Origin of the sequence: Bacillus sp. N12A5 (assembly GCF_026790125.1) — a bacterium.
Classification (GTDB): Bacteria; Bacillota; Bacilli; order Bacillales; family Bacillaceae; genus Bacillus.
The window spans coordinates 66,789-82,407 of record NZ_JALAMR010000002.1 but is presented as its reverse complement, the minus strand read 5'-3'; the positions used below and the strand labels follow the sequence as shown (position 1 = coordinate 82,407).

Here is a 15,619-nt window from a genome sequence, read left to right as displayed (position 1 = left end):
CGTGTTTTTTATTTAAAAACGTTGTGAAGACCATCTTCCATTTCTTCTGACGACGGATACCATTTTGTCACCAAATCCCGAAACAGCCGTTCCGCAAAAAGAATCTCTTCCTCTGTATACCGGTCAAAAAATGACAGAAAACGCTGTTCGACCTTCTGATGATAATATTTATGCAAATTGTGAAGTTTTTTCCCAGCCGGCGTCAGTCGGAAGTAGACCTCCTTTTTGTTATCGCTAAGCTGAGTTCTATGAAGGAATCCCGCACTGAGCAATTTTGTGCTGATGCGCGATACAGTCGCTTTTGTCGTATTCATTTTTTCTGCTATAGACGTGACATTGATTGGTTCATTGTCACCGACACACGAAAGAACATGAATTTCTGTCATCGTCAATTGGGATTTACTCCCGTGCTCGGCATCCAGCTTCTTCAATTCGTCGGATAAAAAGGCTTTAATAAGCCCCTCCCATTTCTCCTGCTGATGAATAAGCTCCGCATACAATTCAAAAAGATTGCGTTTCGTATGATCTGTGTCCATCGGGTTTTCCATCCTTTTTCATTCGATTGTTTCTTCTATCATACCGTTTTGTTACTGATGAAACAATCGAATTGCGTTACACTCGGCTGATGGCGGGAAGCCAGCGGCTAATCCCTTTTTGAATCACCTCGGCACAATCGGGCGCCGATGCATCTACCGCCCAAGCAACATGTCCGTCAGGGCGAATCAATATTGTATGCACGTCCCGCCACTCTTCATTCGGTTCTGTAAGCGAAGCGTTTACCGTGCGTAAGCCTTTACCTTGGGCATGACCATCAGCATCTTGCATCAATGACAGCAAAACGAAAGTACCCTTTTGAAGACAGCTGTACAGCCGCTCCATACTGCCGTCGGAAAGAATCAGCTCCATATCAGCCACTCTTGCCCCGTTCAAACGATGCGGCGGCATATTGGGATCAGGTTTATACCTGACATCAAGCGCAGAAATTTGCCCCGCTACATCTCGGTTCACTTCAGGATAGGCGAGCAGCTCGGACATCATACTACGTAAATGGAGACCGGCTTGAGTAAAATCGATCAGCTTTGTCTGCGCCTCCGTGTTTCTCAGAAGGCCTTCAGCAACCGGATGCCGTTCCTCATGATAGCTGTCCAAAAGCCATGAAGGCGCAGATCCCTTAACAGCCGCTGCAAGCTTCCATCCAAGGTTCATCGCATCCTGAAGGCCGACATTCAGCCCTTGGCCGCCCGCTGGAAAATGAATGTGCGCCGCATCTCCCGCAAGAAAGATCCTGCCGTCCCGATACCGCTTCGCTTGGCGTGCGGCGTTCCCGAACCGCGACATCCACGAAGGCTCGGTTAAACCGAAGTCACTCCCGCAAATTCGCATGAGATCCGTTTTCAGCTCCTCCCCAGTGACAGGCACATCTTTCGGCGTCTGCGTGCGATAAGGGCTGATCACGACGACACGGTATCGGTCAGGAGAAAGCGGAACAATCATGACACCCCCCTCTTTTGTGCAAAGGGACAGCACGCCTGACGGCGGCGGAGAAAGGAGCGCCACATCTCCAAGCGATGCAGTAATGGTGCTGTCTGTTCCCGGAAACTCAATTCCAGCCTGTTTCCGGACAGTACTTCCTGCTCCATCGGCACCAACGGCAAACATACTTGTGATCGTCCTCACACTGCCATCCCGATCCTTGAAAATGATTTGCGCCTCTGATGCGTTTTGCGTAACCGTCAGCACCTCTGCCCCTCGAAACACCTCTGCTCCCAAGCTTCGCGCATGCTCCTCAAGCAGCTGCTCTGTTTTAGCCTGCGGAAGCAAAAGCGTATAAGGACAGCTCGTTTCCAAGCCTGAAAAATCAAGACGGGTATCCAGCATTGAAAAGTGCCCGGATGGTATCTTGCTTCCGCAGGATATGAAACGCTCTAAGATCCCTCTCATTTCAAGAAGCTCGAGCGTGCGGGGATGCAGCGTCAGTGCCTTGGAATGCGGGACAGGCTTTTCAAGCCGCTCAATTACACATGTCTTCACTCCGGCCATCGCAAGCTCAGAGGCCACCATAAATCCAACCGGGCCTCCACCTATAATCACTGCTTCATAATTCATCTTCATCACTCCTTTTGTTTCGTTTGAAACAAATTTAAAGATATTGAAAAATAAACACAAATTAAGAAACAAACCACTCTATTGTTACGCACGTAACAATAATGATTATATCCCCTAACAAATTTTTCTTCAACACATTTTTCCAAACAGCATAAAAAAGACGCCTCTTCAATTGGCGTCTTTTTGTTCAGCATCGGAAATCACACCGACAATCTTTTTTTCTCTAACCGGGCCAAAGTGCCGGCTGTCGAAGCTGTATATGCGATTATCTCCAACGACAAAATATTGTCCTTTCGGCACCTTGCTTGATCCTGTCACATCTTTCAAAGAAAAATCACCCGTGACATGGCTTCCCGCTGAAACAGACTTCAAATGCTTCAAAAATGGTTCAGCAACCTGTTTTCCGTTCACATATAGCTGATCATCTTTATATTTGATCGATTCACCGGGCAATCCGATTACCCGCTTAATCAGCACTTTTTGATCAGGGCCTTTAAAAAGGACAATATCAAAACGATGGATGGTTTTAAATCGATGCGAAAATTTATTGACCAGCAGTTCGTTCCCTTCCTGAAAGGTCGGGTTCATACTGACGCCTTCCACTTTGTAATCGATAAAGACGGCATTTTTAACCTGAATGGCGAGAACGACGGACACTACACCGGCAAGAAACCAAAACCGTTTTTTCATGTTACTGTCTCCCTCCATCATGCTCACGCTGACTGGCCCTCACATGCAGGTACCGCTCCACCTTTTTGCCGACATACCATAAGACAGTGATCACCAATACGGCGATGACCGTTCGAATCGGCTGTGTAATCAGCGCGTGCAGATCATATCCGATGAAGCTGATCATAAAAATCATGACAAGCTTTCCCGAGGCTGCCGCCAAAATAAACGGCCGCGTTCCGATCCTTGACAAACCGGCAACAACATTCACCGCGGCTGACGGTGTAAACGGAAAACAAAGCAGAAGAAACATAGGACCGAAGCCGTGTCTTTCCACCCATAACATCAGTTTTCTGACCGACGGATGACTGCGGATAAAACCAAGCAATCTTCTCTGTCCATATTGACGGACAATCAAAAAAACAAGAATTGATCCAGCAGTTGACCCTGCCCAAGACAGGATGAATCCTTCCCACAGGCCAAACGAGTTTGTATTCGCCACCACAAACACGATCAGCGGCAAAAACGGGAGAAATGCTTCAATCAAAGGCAGCAGCACAGCAATGAGCGGACCGAAAGCCCTATAGCTTTGAAAGAATTCAGTTAAATGTTCTTGTGTCAAATAGGATAAAAAATGCTCCAACATTTATACTCCTTACCGGGTTTGTCTATCCTTATTCTACACATTATCAGCAAAAAACTAAAAAGTTTTGGTGATTTTTTCTGTCTTGAAACATTTCACCAGCCGATATAGAATACAAATAGAACAAACGTTCCCGCCAGAAAGAAGGAGTCAGCATGCCGAATCAGAAAGAGGAAATATACGATTTAATTGAAAGGGCTCTCTTTTTGCCCATGGCAATTACAATTTTCAATCGTGATCTCGCCGGAATTGAGCAAAGCACTTTAAAATTGAAGCATCCTTATAAACAGCTTATCAGCGAATCATTAAAAATAGCACAAAAGGATTTGATTGAGGTCAGAAAAGAACTGAGGGAAAGGAAAATTTCAATCCACGAGGCGGAACGCGATGAGGCCTTTACGCTTTATGTATTTGTAATTGATGGTTATGAAGAAAAGCACCGCTATTTTAATCCGCGAATCCGAGAGCAGGTCAGCGAGTTATTAACGCTCTATTTATTTGCCCCTGACAGACCCTGAGTCTTTTGCATTATTCTGCGCACTCCCGAGACTGACCGCTCCCTCTTCGGGAGCTTCCAACAATAAATATCAGATAATTCACACTATACAAACAAAATAAATTTATTTATAATTCGAACCACAGCCTTTCACCTCAAAAAATGACATCTGCCGCCATATCTGCGCGCACACCTCAACCTTAACCTAGAAGGAGGATTCTATGAAACTGATTCACGTTCTCGCCGCTTTGCCCTTTATCGGAATTTTGCTCGGCATCCCTTTTGCAAATAAAGTGACTCCCTATGTGTTCGGCATGCCGTTTATTCTTGCTTATATCGTCATGTGGGCCCTTCTGACCTCCGCGCTGATGGCGATTGTGTATGTGCTCGACAAAGAAAATAAAAAGGAGGAAGCAGAATGAACGCAGCTCTCATGATCATTTTCGGCGTCCTGCTCTTAAGCATTTTTCTCGGTATTCGCGCCCAAAAAGGAAAAGACATGAATCTTGAACAGTGGACGGTTGGAGGCCGCGGCTTCGGAACCGTGTTCGTCTTCCTATTGATGGCAGGCGAAATTTATACCACCTTTACGTTTCTCGGCGGCAGCGGCTGGGCCTATGGGAAAGGCGGTCCGGCCTTTTACATCATCGCCTACGGATGCCTGGCCTACATCCTTTCTTATTGGCTTCTTCCGGCAGTTTGGACGTACGCGAAACAGCATAAGCTGATGTCACAGTCTGATTTTTTTACCAAAAAATACGACAGCCCTCTGCTTGGCGTTCTCGTTTCACTGGTAGGCATTGCCGCTCTCATTCCGTATCTCGTGCTGCAGCTGAAAGGCCTCGGGCTGATTGTATCGGAAACATCGTACGGCAGAATCTCTCCGGCCGCCGCCATCTGGATCGGCGCCGTTTCCATCACGGTTTACGTTATGGTATCCGGCATTCATGGGTCTGCTTGGATATCGGTTGTGAAAGACATCATGATTTTGGTTGTCGTCCTGTTTTTAGGTGTGTATTTGCCGATTCATTACTACGGCGGATTTCAAGACATGTTTCAGCAGATTGAAACGGCAAAGCCGGGTTTTCTTACGCTTCCTGATACAGGACAAAGTGCCGCGTGGTTCAGTTCAACTGTGCTCTTGACAGCGCTTGGGTTTTACATGTGGCCGCATACGTTTTCCGCATCTTATTCAGCCGAAAGCCCAAAAGTCTTTCGCAAAAACGCCATCTTCATGCCTTTATACCAGCTGGTCCTGCTCTTCGTCCTTTTCGTCGGCTTTGCGGCTATCCTGCAAGTTCCCGGTTTGAAAGGCGCGGACGGAGATCTATCTCTTTTGCGACTGTCACTGCAAACATTTGACCCTTGGTTTGTCGGGATCATCGGTGCTGCCGGACTGCTAACGGCGCTTGTTCCGGGGTCTATGATCTTAATGTCCGCCTCCACGCTGTTTGCAAAAAATGTGTACAAGGTGTTCGCGCCCCGCACGACAGAACAGCATATATCGGTGCTGGCTAAGTATTTAGTTCCGGTGATCGCGTTAATCTCGGTATACTTTACATTCAAAGGCGGGAATACCATTGTAACGCTGCTATTGATGGGCTACAGCCTTGTCACACAGCTATTCCCCGCCCTTTTGTTCAGCCTGTTCAAGCATAATGTGGTGACGAAGCAGGGAGCCTTCGCGGGCATTATTGCAGGTGTCGGGGCAGTTACTTATATTACAATGACGGAAACAACGATCGGCACTTTATTTCCCGCGCTGCCGCAAGCCGCAAAAGACTTGAATGTCGGCATCGCCGCCCTGCTTTTGAACATCTCGGTCATGATGGCAGTCAGCCTTATGACAAGGAAAGCGAAAAGCGCTGCGGCCGATCAGGCGGCATAAGCATAAAAAAAGCAATCTGGACACCAGATTGCTCTTTTTCTTATTTACCGTTCACAGGCGATAAGGTCTTTATCGCGGTCTTTCTTTTTATTGGCATCATAAAGATCCTTAGAGACGTAAGGCTTGTACTTTGTTTTTCCGCCTTTGTTTTTCACCTTCGAAGTGCGGGCCACCCCGCCTTTGTATACTTTGTTTAACTCCTTGCAGTTCTTATACACCTTCACCTTTGTTTTGGCTTCCGCCACATGGTCAGCTCCGTATGAAAAACTGAAAACGAGACCGAGTGACAGCAAAACCGCCGCCGCTTTTTTCATGACGATTCACTCCCCCAACACCCAAAATTTAGTTGATTTATAGCTCGAATTTATCATAATTCATATAGTCTTATTTGACAAGATAAATATGGAAGAAGGGTTTGTTTTTTCTTTTTTTCTTTGATCCACCAGTGTTCAAACTGCCAAAACATGTTTTTCTCCTTATGCTCAGGGGTACACATACGAGTGTACACCAAACAGAAAAGGAGCGTTGATGATGTCTGATTCAAATCTTACGAATGCTATAAAAACATTTTTTCATGATGAATTTCCCGAACAATATCAAGAGCCGCCAGGCCTGCAAAAGAACATGAAGCCTGTCCCTGATTGCGGAGAAAAAAGCTACAAAGGATCTGGCAAGCTAACAGGCCGAAAAGCGCTTGTCACCGGCGGCGATTCCGGCATCGGCCGCGCTGCCGCGATTGCTTACGCCCGGGAAGGTGCCGATGTGGCCATTAATTACTTGCCAGAGGAACAGCCAGATGCTGATGAGGTAAAAGAACTGATTGAAGCAGAAGGCCGAAAAGCAGTGCTGATCCCCGGAGACTTGAGCGATGAATCCTTTTGCCAGGAACTAGTCAAACAGGCGCATCAGGAGCTCGGAGGGCTTGATGTACTGGCGCTCGTTGCAGGCAAACAGCAAGCGGTCGAAAACATCGAAAATCTGCCTACTGAACAAATCTATAAAACATTTGAAGTGAACGTCTTTTCCCTTTACTGGGTTGTAAAAGCGGCACTTCCGTATTTGCCGGAGGGCGCATCGATTATTACTACTACCTCAGTTGAAGGCTACAATCCAAGCCCAATGCTGTTAGATTACGCAGCAACGAAAAACGCCATTATCGGCTTTACCATCGGACTGGGAAAACAGCTGGCTTCTAAAGGCATCAGAGTGAATTCAGTTGCGCCTGGGCCAATTTGGACGCCCCTGCAAGTTTCCGGCGGACAGCCGGCGGAAAACATCCCGAAATTCGGCCAAGGCACGCCCCCGACCCCATTAAACCGTGCTGGGCAGCCAGTGGAATTGGCTGATGTTTATGTATTCTTAGCTTCAGAGAATTCGAGCTATGTAACATCACAGGTATATGGCATCACCGGAGGAATTCCGACAGCCTAAAGCAGGAGAAGGAGCTGCCCTGTTCGGCCAGCTCCTTTCTATTTTCTAATACCGCTCCCCGAGCTCACGCAAAATAAAATCATAAATCATCTTTGTCCGCTCTTCCTTCGGATACAGCATAAATTCCTGCCGCTTCGGCACGCGGTGTTCAATTCTGTCTTGGAATTTGGTTCTGAGCCATGCTGTCCTGTAAACCTGGTTCTCGAACGAATTATAGGAGATCGGCAGCTCCATCGTTTTGCCGTTCGAAAACGTCACTTCCGTATCGTCGAATTCAGTCGGTTTGAATTCTTTCACATGAACATGGGAAATCCAGCCGCATTGGGGTCTTGTCGAAGAAAGTGTAGGGAATAAAAAGATTTGATTCGAAGGGTCCACCATGATCGGCGGTTTGTGTGAAATTTTTGTCACTTCATACGTTCCAGCTTTTCTTCCCGCATAGCTTGATCCGAAAAAACGGCAGCTTCTGTCGACAATTTGCAGCGGCTTCATGCTGACGTAAAACACGCAGTCTTTTTCAATAATTTTAGAACAGATTTTACCGTCCATTTCCTCTGGCAGCACAGCAATTGTTTCACTGTTTACTTCATACGATTCTAAGGGAGTGTCAGTTTTCTGACTCATATTATGGCCTCCATCCTTTTTCTGCAAAATTTATACTAATAATCTATCATCTGTTTTTATAAAACGACAGGTTTTTTTAACAAATAAGCTAAAATCATCTTTTAATGATATTTAATGGTACTAATTAACTAGTAATAAACCAATTTTACTTTTATAAGAACAGCTGGTTTTCGGCATTTTGCAGGATATGTCGATAGATTGCCAAGTATTAGTTGTCTAAAAATTATAAAAATTTATTGATTTTTTCGACCGTTATCCATATACTATAAAAAAGGCATTGGGGGGATTCTTTATGAAAGAGAAAAAATCGTACACTGAGCTCATGAAGTCCCGCAACACGCAAAAAACAAAAGAATTCGATGTCACAATGACGGATATCTACATTCAAATGGTGCTCGATGAATCCTTGTATAAGCGTCGGCTTTCCATGCTGACGGACCAAATTAACAAAGCCTTGGACGAAAAAGATAAAGATGCGTTTCTTACGCTCTCTAAAGAATATGCTGCGCTCAAGAAGAGCGAATAAGCCAATCCATAAGGATTGGCTTTTTATTACCCGTTTACGATCGTTCCTCCATTGACGTGAATCGTCTGTCCTGTGACATATGTGGAATCGTCGCTTGCAAGGTATAAATAGCTTGGCGCCACTTCCACCGGCTGCCCTGGGCGTTCCATCGGCACATCTGATCCGAACACTTCCACATCCTTTGCGGCAAAGCTGGCCGGGATAAGCGGTGTCCAGATGGGCCCCGGCGCTACTGCATTAACCCGTATGCCCTGCTGAACGAGCGACTGGGAAAGTGACCTTGTAAACGTAACAATTGCACCTTTTGTCGCTGAATAATCAATCAGCGTTTTATTGCCTTTATAAGCGGTTATTGAGGCAGTATTAATGATAGAGCTGCCCTTTTTCAAATGAGGGAGCACCGCCTTTGTTAAGTAAAACATGGAGAAAATGTTCGTTTGGAAGGTTCTGACCAGCTGGTGGCTTGTGATTTTTTCAATACCTGGCTGGACATGCTGCTCTGCCGCATTGTTGACCAATATATCAATGGACGGAAACGCTTGGCTTGCCTGCCTGACCACATCATTGCAAAACGCTTCATCCCCGACATCTCCGGCAATCAGCAGGCATTTAACTCCTTCCTTTTCTACATACTGCTTTGTTTCCTCGGCGTCCTGGTGTTCATTCAAATACACAATGACCACATTAGCCCCTTCTTTTGCGAATAATACCGAAACAGCGCGTCCGATTCCGCTGTCTCCCCCGGTAATAATAGCGGTTTTGCCCTCTAATTTTTTCGCTTTCTTCGGCTTATCAAAAACCGGACGGGGATCCATGAGATATTCTAAACCCGGCTGCTGGTTCTGTTGCTGAGGCGGCAATGTTTTCTTTTTTTGATTCGCCAATGAAATCACTCCTTTTCAACCCTATTATGTTATGAACATTGCCTGCTTCCTATGTATGAAAAGATAGAATATGGAAAAATTAAGAATAAATCTGATGGGAGGTATAACGGCTTGGCTAATCAACATTTTGCAAAGGAATCACCTGAAACGTACTGGAAAACATCAACTGACCTGCCTTCTTTTCCGGCGCTTCAAGAGGACACTGAATGTGACGTCACCATTATCGGAGGCGGGATTACGGGGATCACAACGGCATATGAACTTACGAAAAGAGGCTTCCGTGTCGTATTGATTGAAGCAAACCAGGTGCTCAACGGCACCACTGCCCATACGACCGCTAAAATTACTGCCCAGCATGACATGATATACGATGAGTTTATCCGCAATTTCGGGCTGAACCACGCAAGGCTTTATTATGAAGCGAATCAAAACGCAATTGATTACATAAAAGGCATTGTAGATGAACATCAAATTGATTGCGAATGGATCGAACAAGATGCTTATCTTTACACAGCAAAAGAAAACGCTGTACAAAAAATCCGCACTGAGCATGAGGCATACACAAAGCTTGGAATTGAAAGAGATCTTATCAAGGATCTTCCGATTCCCGTAGGTTCTAAGCTGGCGCTTGTCATGAAGAATCAAGCCCAATTTCATCCGCTGCAATACTTAAAAGCGCTTCTGGAGCAGATTGTTCAAAAAGGCGGACGGATTTATGAAGAGACCGTCGCGCTTGATATCAAAAAAGGAGAAAGGCCTGAAGTGGTAACCAAAAGCCGGCACGCCATCAAGAGCCGCTTTATCATATGCTGTTCCCACTTCCCTTTTTATGACGGAGGCGGATTATATGCTGCGAGAATGTATTCTGACAGATCGTACGTTCTCGCCATCAAGCCGAAGAGCGAATATCCCGAGGGCATGTATTTGAGTATCGACCAGCCGTCAATAGCGCTCCGCTATACCATTGTCAACGGTGAAAAGCTGATTCTCTTCAGCGGAGTAAGCCATAAAACAGGACAGGGAAAAGACATGTCGACACATTATGAAACACTGAGACAGCTGGCCGAAAGCACCATCGGCATCGAAAGCATTCCATATTATTGGTCCACCCAGGATCTCGTGACAATCGATAAAATCCCGTTTATCGGGCCGATGTCGGAAAATGAGAACAATATTCTTGTAGCAACCGGGTTCAAAAAATGGGGCATGACGACATCAGCTGTCGCAGCCACTCTATTGTCAGACCTAGTAGAGAAAAAAGACAATCCATACGAAAGCATATTTACACCGTCCCGTTTCCATCTGAACCCCGGAGTGCAGAAAGTGATTTCCTACAATGCCGATGTCGCCAAGCATTTTATTAAAGGAAAGCTTGAAAAGCCTGACGTCCAGTTTGAAGACATTGCGCCTGGTGAAGGGAAAGCCGTCACCGTGAACGGCAAACGCGCGGGAGCTTTTCGGGATGAACAAGGCTGCCTCCACCTCGTTGATACAACGTGCACCCATTTAGGCTGCGAGGTCGAGTGGAACGACGGTGAGCATACATGGGATTGTCCGTGCCACGGATCACGCTTTAAGCCATCTGGCGAAGTTGTAGAGGGCCCGGCCATCAAACCATTAAAACAAATAGATCTCGATTAAACCGTTCATTTTAATGAACGGTTTTTCAAATATTTTTCTACTGCAGCTTCATTCATGTTTCTCTTGGCCGATAAAAAAGAAAAAGGCTTAAAAAGCCAAAAAGTAAAAATTATATTTTTCCCAAGGGGGATCATTGTATTGTTATTTAAAAAAGATAGAAAACAAAAAACAGCTTATTTTTCTGAATCAAACGGACAGCAAAAAAACCGCATTCACCTCACAAACAAACATGCAGATGTCAAAAAACAGCTCAAAATGGTCAGGTTAGGAGATGCCGAGCTTTACGTGTTAGAGCAGCTTCAGCCGTTAATTCAAGAAAACATCGTATACATCGTCGATGCGTTTTATAAAAACCTTGACCATGAAAGCTCATTGATGGATATCATTAATGATCACAGCTCAGTTGACCGCTTAAAACAAACGTTAAAACAGCATATTCAAGAAATGTTTGCAGGCATTATTGACGATGAATTTATTGAAAAACGCAACCGAATCGCCTCCATTCATTTGAGAATAGGCCTTCTGCCAAAATGGTATATGGGTGCTTTTCAAGAACTGCTATTGTCAATGATTGATATTTACGAGTCATCCATTACAGACCACCAAGAATTGCTGAAAGCCATCAAAGCGACAACTAAAATCTTGAACTTAGAACAACAGCTCGTCCTTGAAGCGTTTCAAAATGAGTACAATCAGACTCGTGATGAACAAGAAGAAAAGAAAAACCTTCTTCATCAGAAAATTCAAGAAACGTCTGGGTCGATTGCCAATCTGTTTTCAGAAACGAGCAGATCCGTTCAAGAGCTTGTGGACAAATCTGAAGGCATTTCCCAAGCATCCAAAGCCGGCACAGTGACATCCAGCACTGTTGAAGAAAAGTCAATCGGCGGGAAAAAAGAGCTTGAAATCCAACAAAAACAGATGAACCAAATTGACACAAGCCTTGTCCAAATCGAAAAGGAAATGGTCAAGCTGGATGAAATTGCACAGCAAATTGAAAAAATATTCGGCATCGTTACAGGTATTGCAGAGCAAACAAACCTTCTCTCGCTTAATGCTTCGATTGAATCTGCGCGTGCCGGCGAACACGGAAAAGGCTTCGCTGTAGTAGCAAATGAAGTGCGGAAGCTTTCTGAGGACACGAAAAAAACTGTCTCTACTGTGTCAGAGCTTGTGAACAATACGAATACACAAATTAATATCGTATCCAAGCATATCAAAGACGTAAATGGGCTGGTCAGCGAGAGCAAAGAAAAAATGACGCAAATTAACCGCTTATTCGATGAAATCGTCCACAGCATGAAAATCAGCAAAGAGCAATCAGGCAAAATCGACGTCGATTTGCAGGCCTTTCTTGGAGGGCTTCAGGAAGTCAGCCGCGCCGTTTCTCACGTGGCCGCATCTGTTGATTCGCTAGTCATCCTGACAGAAGAATAAGCATCAAAAAACCGGTCTGCCAAATGGCCGGTTTTTTCGTGCTTTTTATGTTAACTATAAATAAAAATAAGTTGACATAGTATTTGCCTGCCTTTATTGTATAACCATATTTTATTACTGTTTGGAGGATTTCACATGCTGAGATTAATAGACATGATGCATATTGCCATTTTCACCGCACTGATGGCAGTGCTGGGTTTTATGCCCCCTCTCTTCTTATCCTTTACACCCGTTCCGATTACATTGCAAACGCTTGGTGTCATGCTGGCAGGCAGCATCCTCAAGCCAAAGTCTGCTTTCTTAAGCCAGCTTGTCTTTTTGCTGCTTGTTGCCTTCGGAGCGCCGCTTCTGCCCGGCGGCCGAGGCGGGTTCGGCGTTTTTTTCGGACCGAGCGCGGGTTTTTTAATCGCTTATCCCTTCGCCTCATGGCTGATCAGTTTAGCCGCTGCCAGGCTGCGAAAGGTGACTGTATTGCGTCTCTTTTTTACTCATATCGTATTTGGCATCATCTTTATTTATCTGCTCGGTATACCCGTACAAGCTTTTATCATGCATATTGATTTGTCACAGGCCGCCTTCATGAGCCTTGCATATGTGCCCGGTGATTTGATAAAAGCTGCCGTATCTGCGTTTCTGGCTATAAAAATCACCCAAGCCTTGTCTCTTTCTGATACGATGTTTACGAAAGGAGGCTGACACTACATGACAATTACTCATACCTATTCATCTACCGCCGAAACATCGCCCGGACGTGTAGCGATCCACACCGAATCACAGCAAATCACGTACCGGGATTGGGCTCGTCTTGTCTCTCAAACCGCAAATTGGCTGCGATCACAGCCGAGCATGCCGAAACGTGTAGCGATCCTGCTTCCAAACAGCGTGGCGTTTTTACAGCTGTTTGCCGGAGCTGCGGCGGCTGGGTGTACGGCCATTCCTATCGACACTCGCTGGAGCGCGGCTGAATGTAAGGAGAGGCTGTCTGTAAGCAATGCGGATCTAGTGGTTACTACAGCCTTTTTCAAACACAAACTAATGGATAGCGAGACACCAGTTGTGTTGCTGGATAACTGCATGGCAAATATCGCTGAGGAATCTACTGCTCCCTTGCCTATCGTTGACCCAGAGCATCCCTTTTACATGGGTTTTACGTCTGGCTCCACAGGAAAACCGAAGGCCTTCACGCGGTCTCACCGCTCATGGATAGAGAGCTTTACATGTACAGAATCAGATTTTTCAATTTCATCAAATGACACGGTATTGATCCCTGGAACGTTAATGTCTTCTCACTTCTTATATGGGGCAATCAGTACTTTGTTTCTCGGAGGAACCGTTTGTTTGCTGAAAAAGTTTTCCCCTTCTCAGACGAAGGAATGGCTGAACCGTGAACCCGTTAGTGTTCTCTATACCGTACCGACGATGACAGACGCCCTCACCCGGATTGAGGGCTTTCCCAGCAATCCCGTTAAAGTCATTTCATCGGGTGCAGACTGGCCGGCAGAATCTAAGAAGAAGCTGGCCGCTACATGGCCTCATCTCAAGCTGTACGATTTTTACGGTACATCAGAGCTAAGCTTTGTGACATACTCCTCACCGGAAGACAGCCAACGAAAGCCGCATTCAGCAGGGCGCCCTTTTCACAACGTCCAGATTGAAATCCGCAACGCTGCCGGAGAACGCTGTCAGCCCGGGGAAATCGGAAAAATATTTGTCAAAAGCCCAATGCGTTTTTCCGGCTATGTCAACGGCAGCACACCAGATGAATGGTTGACAGTGGATGATATGGGCTTTGTCGATGAGGATGGCTTTTTATACATATCGGGGAGAGAAAACGGAATGATCGTATATGGGGGATTGAATATTTTCCCGGAAGAGATTGAGCGTGTGCTTCTCTCCTGTCCAGAGGTTGAAAACGCGGCTGTCATTGGAATCCCTGACGAGTACTGGGGAGAAATTGCCGTGGCTGTCATTCATGGAAACACTGATGCCAGAAAGCTGAAAGCCTGGTGCAAACAGAAGCTGGCATCCTATAAAATTCCGAAAAAATGGGTGTTTACAGAGTGCCTGCCGGAAACGAGCAGCGGAAAAATCGCCCGTTCCAGGCTGAGGAAATGGCTTGAGGAAGGTGCCGTATAACTTGAATGCGGTTATTGTTGGTGCAAAACGAACGATTTTCGGAAAACAAAACGGACTGCTAAAGCAGTTTCTTCCTGAGGATTTAGCCGCTCCTGTCATCAGCTGTCTCAGCCAAAACCTAGAGGATCAAATCGATGAAGTGATTCTCGGAAACGCGACCGGTCGAGGCGGCAACCTTGCCAGGCTGTCAGCACTGCAAGCCGGACTGCCTTTATCGGTTCCTGGGATGACGATTGACAGACAATGCGGCTCCGGCCTTGAAGCCGTGCGCTATGCCTGCAGTCTGATTCAAGCTGGAGCCGGTACGATGTATATCGCGGGCGGCTCAGAAAGCAGCAGCCGATCGCCTTTTCCAGAACGGGCCCGCTTTTCTCCAGATGTGATCGGCGATCCAGACATGGGGATAGCAGCAGAATATACAGCAGCACGTTATGCCATCAGCAGAAAACTTCAGGATGAATATGCACTTCTCAGCCATCAACGCAGCAGAAGGGCGCATGATGCAGGATATTACCATGAAGAAATTGTTTCTTTAGGAGAACTAAAAACGGACGAAGCCTTTGTGAAGAAGCGGCGGATAGAAGCAATTGTTTCCCGTGCAAAGCCCGTTTTCGACACCCGCTCCGGAACAGTTACAGCAGCCAACACCAGCGGCATATCAGACGGAGCAGCCGCTCTCCTTGTAATGGAAGAAGAAAAAGCGGCCGCCCTAGGGCTTAAGCCTGTGCTCCGGTTTATCGGCAGCGCTGTCAGCGGGATTCATCCAAACTATCCGCCCGCAGCACCGGTTGATGCAATCCGTAATCTCTTAACCGCACACGAAGTAACACCTGATGATATCGATTTATATGAAATCAATGAAGCCTTTGCCGTCAAAATTTGTGTTTGCTCGCAAGAACTCGGCATCCCCTTTTCAAAAATCAATGTGCGCGGCGGCGCATTAGCTCTCGGCCATCCGTACGGCGCATCGGGTGCAGCTCTGGTAACCAGGTTGTTTTATGAAGCGCAAAGGCGGAAAGACTGTCAATATGCCGTTGCAGCCATCGGAAGCGGCGGCGGAGTCGGACTGGCTTTATTATTTGAAATTCTGGCGTAGGACTTTTTCATAGGATGCGTGCTTTTGATTTAGTATAATGGC

General features: G+C 46.1%; 17 protein-coding genes and 1 pseudogene. 11 read left to right on the top strand and 7 right to left on the bottom strand.

What is annotated here, in order from left to right; genetic code table 11:
- Positions 1 to 8 precede the first annotated feature (8 nt).
- The 4 genes from MOC09_RS00750 to MOC09_RS00735 all read right to left on the bottom strand — a co-directional run bounded on the left by MOC09_RS00750 (position 9) and on the right by MOC09_RS00735 (position 3,421).
- Positions 9 to 536: a MarR family transcriptional regulator gene (locus MOC09_RS00750; RefSeq protein WP_268357906.1), complete on the bottom strand. Its 528-nt coding sequence runs from the start codon at positions 534 to 536 to the stop codon at positions 9 to 11.
- Between the two features lie 76 nt (positions 537 to 612).
- A complete protein-coding gene (locus tag MOC09_RS00745) occupies positions 613 to 2,112 on the bottom strand; it encodes a monooxygenase (RefSeq protein WP_268357904.1) in 1,500 nt (499 codons plus the stop codon).
- A 162-nt stretch (positions 2,113 to 2,274) separates the two neighbouring features.
- Positions 2,275 to 2,796 carry a signal peptidase I gene (lepB, locus tag MOC09_RS00740; RefSeq protein WP_268357902.1) on the bottom strand — a complete coding sequence of 174 codons (522 nt, stop codon included), beginning with the start codon at positions 2,794 to 2,796 and terminating at the stop codon, positions 2,275 to 2,277.
- A 1-nt stretch (position 2,797) separates the two neighbouring features.
- Positions 2,798 to 3,421, bottom strand: a complete 624-nt coding sequence (locus MOC09_RS00735; protein WP_268357901.1) for a TVP38/TMEM64 family protein — start codon at positions 3,419 to 3,421, stop codon at positions 2,798 to 2,800.
- A gap of 152 nt (positions 3,422 to 3,573) precedes the next feature.
- Between MOC09_RS00735 and MOC09_RS00730 the strand changes: the two genes are divergently transcribed.
- From MOC09_RS00730 to MOC09_RS00720, 3 genes are all read left to right on the top strand, one after another.
- Entirely contained in the window at positions 3,574 to 3,936 is a 363-nt protein-coding gene (locus MOC09_RS00730; RefSeq protein WP_268369254.1) for a hypothetical protein, read from the top strand.
- A gap of 199 nt (positions 3,937 to 4,135) precedes the next feature.
- Positions 4,136 to 4,336, top strand: a complete 201-nt coding sequence (locus tag MOC09_RS00725; RefSeq protein WP_003224377.1) for a DUF3311 domain-containing protein — start codon at positions 4,136 to 4,138, stop codon at positions 4,334 to 4,336.
- Complete coding sequence (locus tag MOC09_RS00720) at positions 4,333 to 5,802, top strand: sodium:solute symporter family protein (protein WP_268357897.1); 1,470 nt, start codon at positions 4,333 to 4,335, stop codon at positions 5,800 to 5,802. The genes MOC09_RS00725 and MOC09_RS00720 overlap by 4 nt, the downstream gene beginning before the upstream one ends.
- 44 nt (positions 5,803 to 5,846) lie before the next feature.
- On the opposite strand, the gene MOC09_RS00715 is transcribed toward MOC09_RS00720, so the two are convergent.
- Positions 5,847 to 6,116, bottom strand: coding sequence for an excalibur calcium-binding domain-containing protein (locus tag MOC09_RS00715; RefSeq protein ID WP_268369253.1), 270 nt, complete (start codon positions 6,114 to 6,116; stop codon positions 5,847 to 5,849).
- Between the two features lie 217 nt (positions 6,117 to 6,333).
- Between MOC09_RS00715 and MOC09_RS00710 the strand changes: the two genes are divergently transcribed.
- Positions 6,334 to 7,233 carry an SDR family oxidoreductase gene (locus tag MOC09_RS00710; RefSeq protein ID WP_268369252.1) on the top strand — a complete coding sequence of 300 codons (900 nt, stop codon included), beginning with the start codon at positions 6,334 to 6,336 and terminating at the stop codon, positions 7,231 to 7,233.
- Between the two features lie 45 nt (positions 7,234 to 7,278).
- On the opposite strand, the gene comK is transcribed toward MOC09_RS00710, so the two are convergent.
- Positions 7,279 to 7,857 (bottom strand): competence transcription factor ComK, encoded by a 579-nt coding sequence (comK, locus tag MOC09_RS00705; RefSeq protein WP_268367232.1) that lies wholly within the window; start codon positions 7,855 to 7,857, stop codon positions 7,279 to 7,281.
- Between the two features lie 292 nt (positions 7,858 to 8,149).
- On the opposite strand from comK, the gene MOC09_RS00700 reads away from it, so the two are divergent.
- On the top strand, positions 8,150 to 8,383 hold the full coding sequence (locus MOC09_RS00700) for an IDEAL domain-containing protein (RefSeq protein WP_268357892.1): 234 nt from the start codon (positions 8,150 to 8,152) through the stop codon (positions 8,381 to 8,383).
- Positions 8,384 to 8,409: 26 nt separating this feature from the next.
- Here MOC09_RS00700 and MOC09_RS00695 read toward each other — a convergent pair whose 3' ends face one another.
- Positions 8,410 to 9,267 (bottom strand): SDR family oxidoreductase, encoded by an 858-nt coding sequence (locus MOC09_RS00695; protein WP_268357890.1) that lies wholly within the window; start codon positions 9,265 to 9,267, stop codon positions 8,410 to 8,412.
- A 111-nt stretch (positions 9,268 to 9,378) separates the two neighbouring features.
- Between MOC09_RS00695 and MOC09_RS00690 the strand changes: the two genes are divergently transcribed.
- From MOC09_RS00690 to MOC09_RS00670, 6 genes and pseudogenes are all read left to right on the top strand, one after another.
- The gene (locus MOC09_RS00690; protein ID WP_268369251.1) at positions 9,379 to 10,908 is read left to right on the top strand and encodes an FAD-dependent oxidoreductase; all 1,530 of its coding nucleotides are present in this window, start codon (positions 9,379 to 9,381) and stop codon (positions 10,906 to 10,908) included.
- A gap of 54 nt (positions 10,909 to 10,962) precedes the next feature.
- Positions 10,963 to 11,589 (top strand): annotated as a pseudogene (locus tag MOC09_RS20210) (protoglobin domain-containing protein); the annotation flags it as partial.
- Positions 11,590 to 11,829: 240 nt separating this feature from the next.
- Positions 11,830 to 12,345: a methyl-accepting chemotaxis protein gene (locus tag MOC09_RS20205; protein WP_419900987.1), complete on the top strand. Its 516-nt coding sequence runs from the start codon at positions 11,830 to 11,832 to the stop codon at positions 12,343 to 12,345.
- A 135-nt stretch (positions 12,346 to 12,480) separates the two neighbouring features.
- Positions 12,481 to 13,041, top strand: a complete 561-nt coding sequence (locus MOC09_RS00680; RefSeq protein WP_268357885.1) for a biotin transporter BioY — start codon at positions 12,481 to 12,483, stop codon at positions 13,039 to 13,041.
- A gap of 6 nt (positions 13,042 to 13,047) precedes the next feature.
- Complete coding sequence (locus MOC09_RS00675) at positions 13,048 to 14,481, top strand: acyl-CoA synthetase (protein ID WP_268369250.1); 1,434 nt, start codon at positions 13,048 to 13,050, stop codon at positions 14,479 to 14,481.
- Position 14,482: 1 nt separating this feature from the next.
- The gene (locus tag MOC09_RS00670) at positions 14,483 to 15,577 is read left to right on the top strand and encodes an acetyl-CoA C-acyltransferase (protein ID WP_268369249.1); all 1,095 of its coding nucleotides are present in this window, start codon (positions 14,483 to 14,485) and stop codon (positions 15,575 to 15,577) included.
- Positions 15,578 to 15,619 lie beyond the last annotated feature (42 nt).

What these genes read in the sequence shown, in the direction of transcription:
- MOC09_RS00750 (WP_268357906.1), bottom strand. Translation starts at nt 536, where the DNA reads ATGGACACAGATCATACGAAACGCAATCTTTTTGAATTGTATGCGGAG.
- MOC09_RS00745 (WP_268357904.1), bottom strand. Translation starts at nt 2,112, where the DNA reads ATGAAGATGAATTATGAAGCAGTGATTATAGGTGGAGGCCCGGTTGGA.
- lepB (WP_268357902.1), bottom strand. Translation starts at nt 2,796, where the DNA reads ATGAAAAAACGGTTTTGGTTTCTTGCCGGTGTAGTGTCCGTCGTTCTC.
- MOC09_RS00735 (WP_268357901.1), bottom strand. Translation starts at nt 3,421, where the DNA reads ATGTTGGAGCATTTTTTATCCTATTTGACACAAGAACATTTAACTGAA.
- MOC09_RS00730 (WP_268369254.1), top strand. Translation starts at nt 3,574, where the DNA reads ATGCCGAATCAGAAAGAGGAAATATACGATTTAATTGAAAGGGCTCTC.
- MOC09_RS00725 (WP_003224377.1), top strand. Translation starts at nt 4,136, where the DNA reads ATGAAACTGATTCACGTTCTCGCCGCTTTGCCCTTTATCGGAATTTTG.
- MOC09_RS00720 (WP_268357897.1), top strand. Translation starts at nt 4,333, where the DNA reads ATGAACGCAGCTCTCATGATCATTTTCGGCGTCCTGCTCTTAAGCATT.
- MOC09_RS00715 (WP_268369253.1), bottom strand. Translation starts at nt 6,116, where the DNA reads ATGAAAAAAGCGGCGGCGGTTTTGCTGTCACTCGGTCTCGTTTTCAGT.
- MOC09_RS00710 (WP_268369252.1), top strand. Translation starts at nt 6,334, where the DNA reads ATGTCTGATTCAAATCTTACGAATGCTATAAAAACATTTTTTCATGAT.
- comK (WP_268367232.1), bottom strand. Translation starts at nt 7,857, where the DNA reads ATGAGTCAGAAAACTGACACTCCCTTAGAATCGTATGAAGTAAACAGT.
- MOC09_RS00700 (WP_268357892.1), top strand. Translation starts at nt 8,150, where the DNA reads ATGAAAGAGAAAAAATCGTACACTGAGCTCATGAAGTCCCGCAACACG.
- MOC09_RS20205 (WP_419900987.1), top strand. Translation starts at nt 11,830, where the DNA reads ATGAACCAAATTGACACAAGCCTTGTCCAAATCGAAAAGGAAATGGTC.
- MOC09_RS00680 (WP_268357885.1), top strand. Translation starts at nt 12,481, where the DNA reads ATGCTGAGATTAATAGACATGATGCATATTGCCATTTTCACCGCACTG.
- MOC09_RS00675 (WP_268369250.1), top strand. Translation starts at nt 13,048, where the DNA reads ATGACAATTACTCATACCTATTCATCTACCGCCGAAACATCGCCCGGA.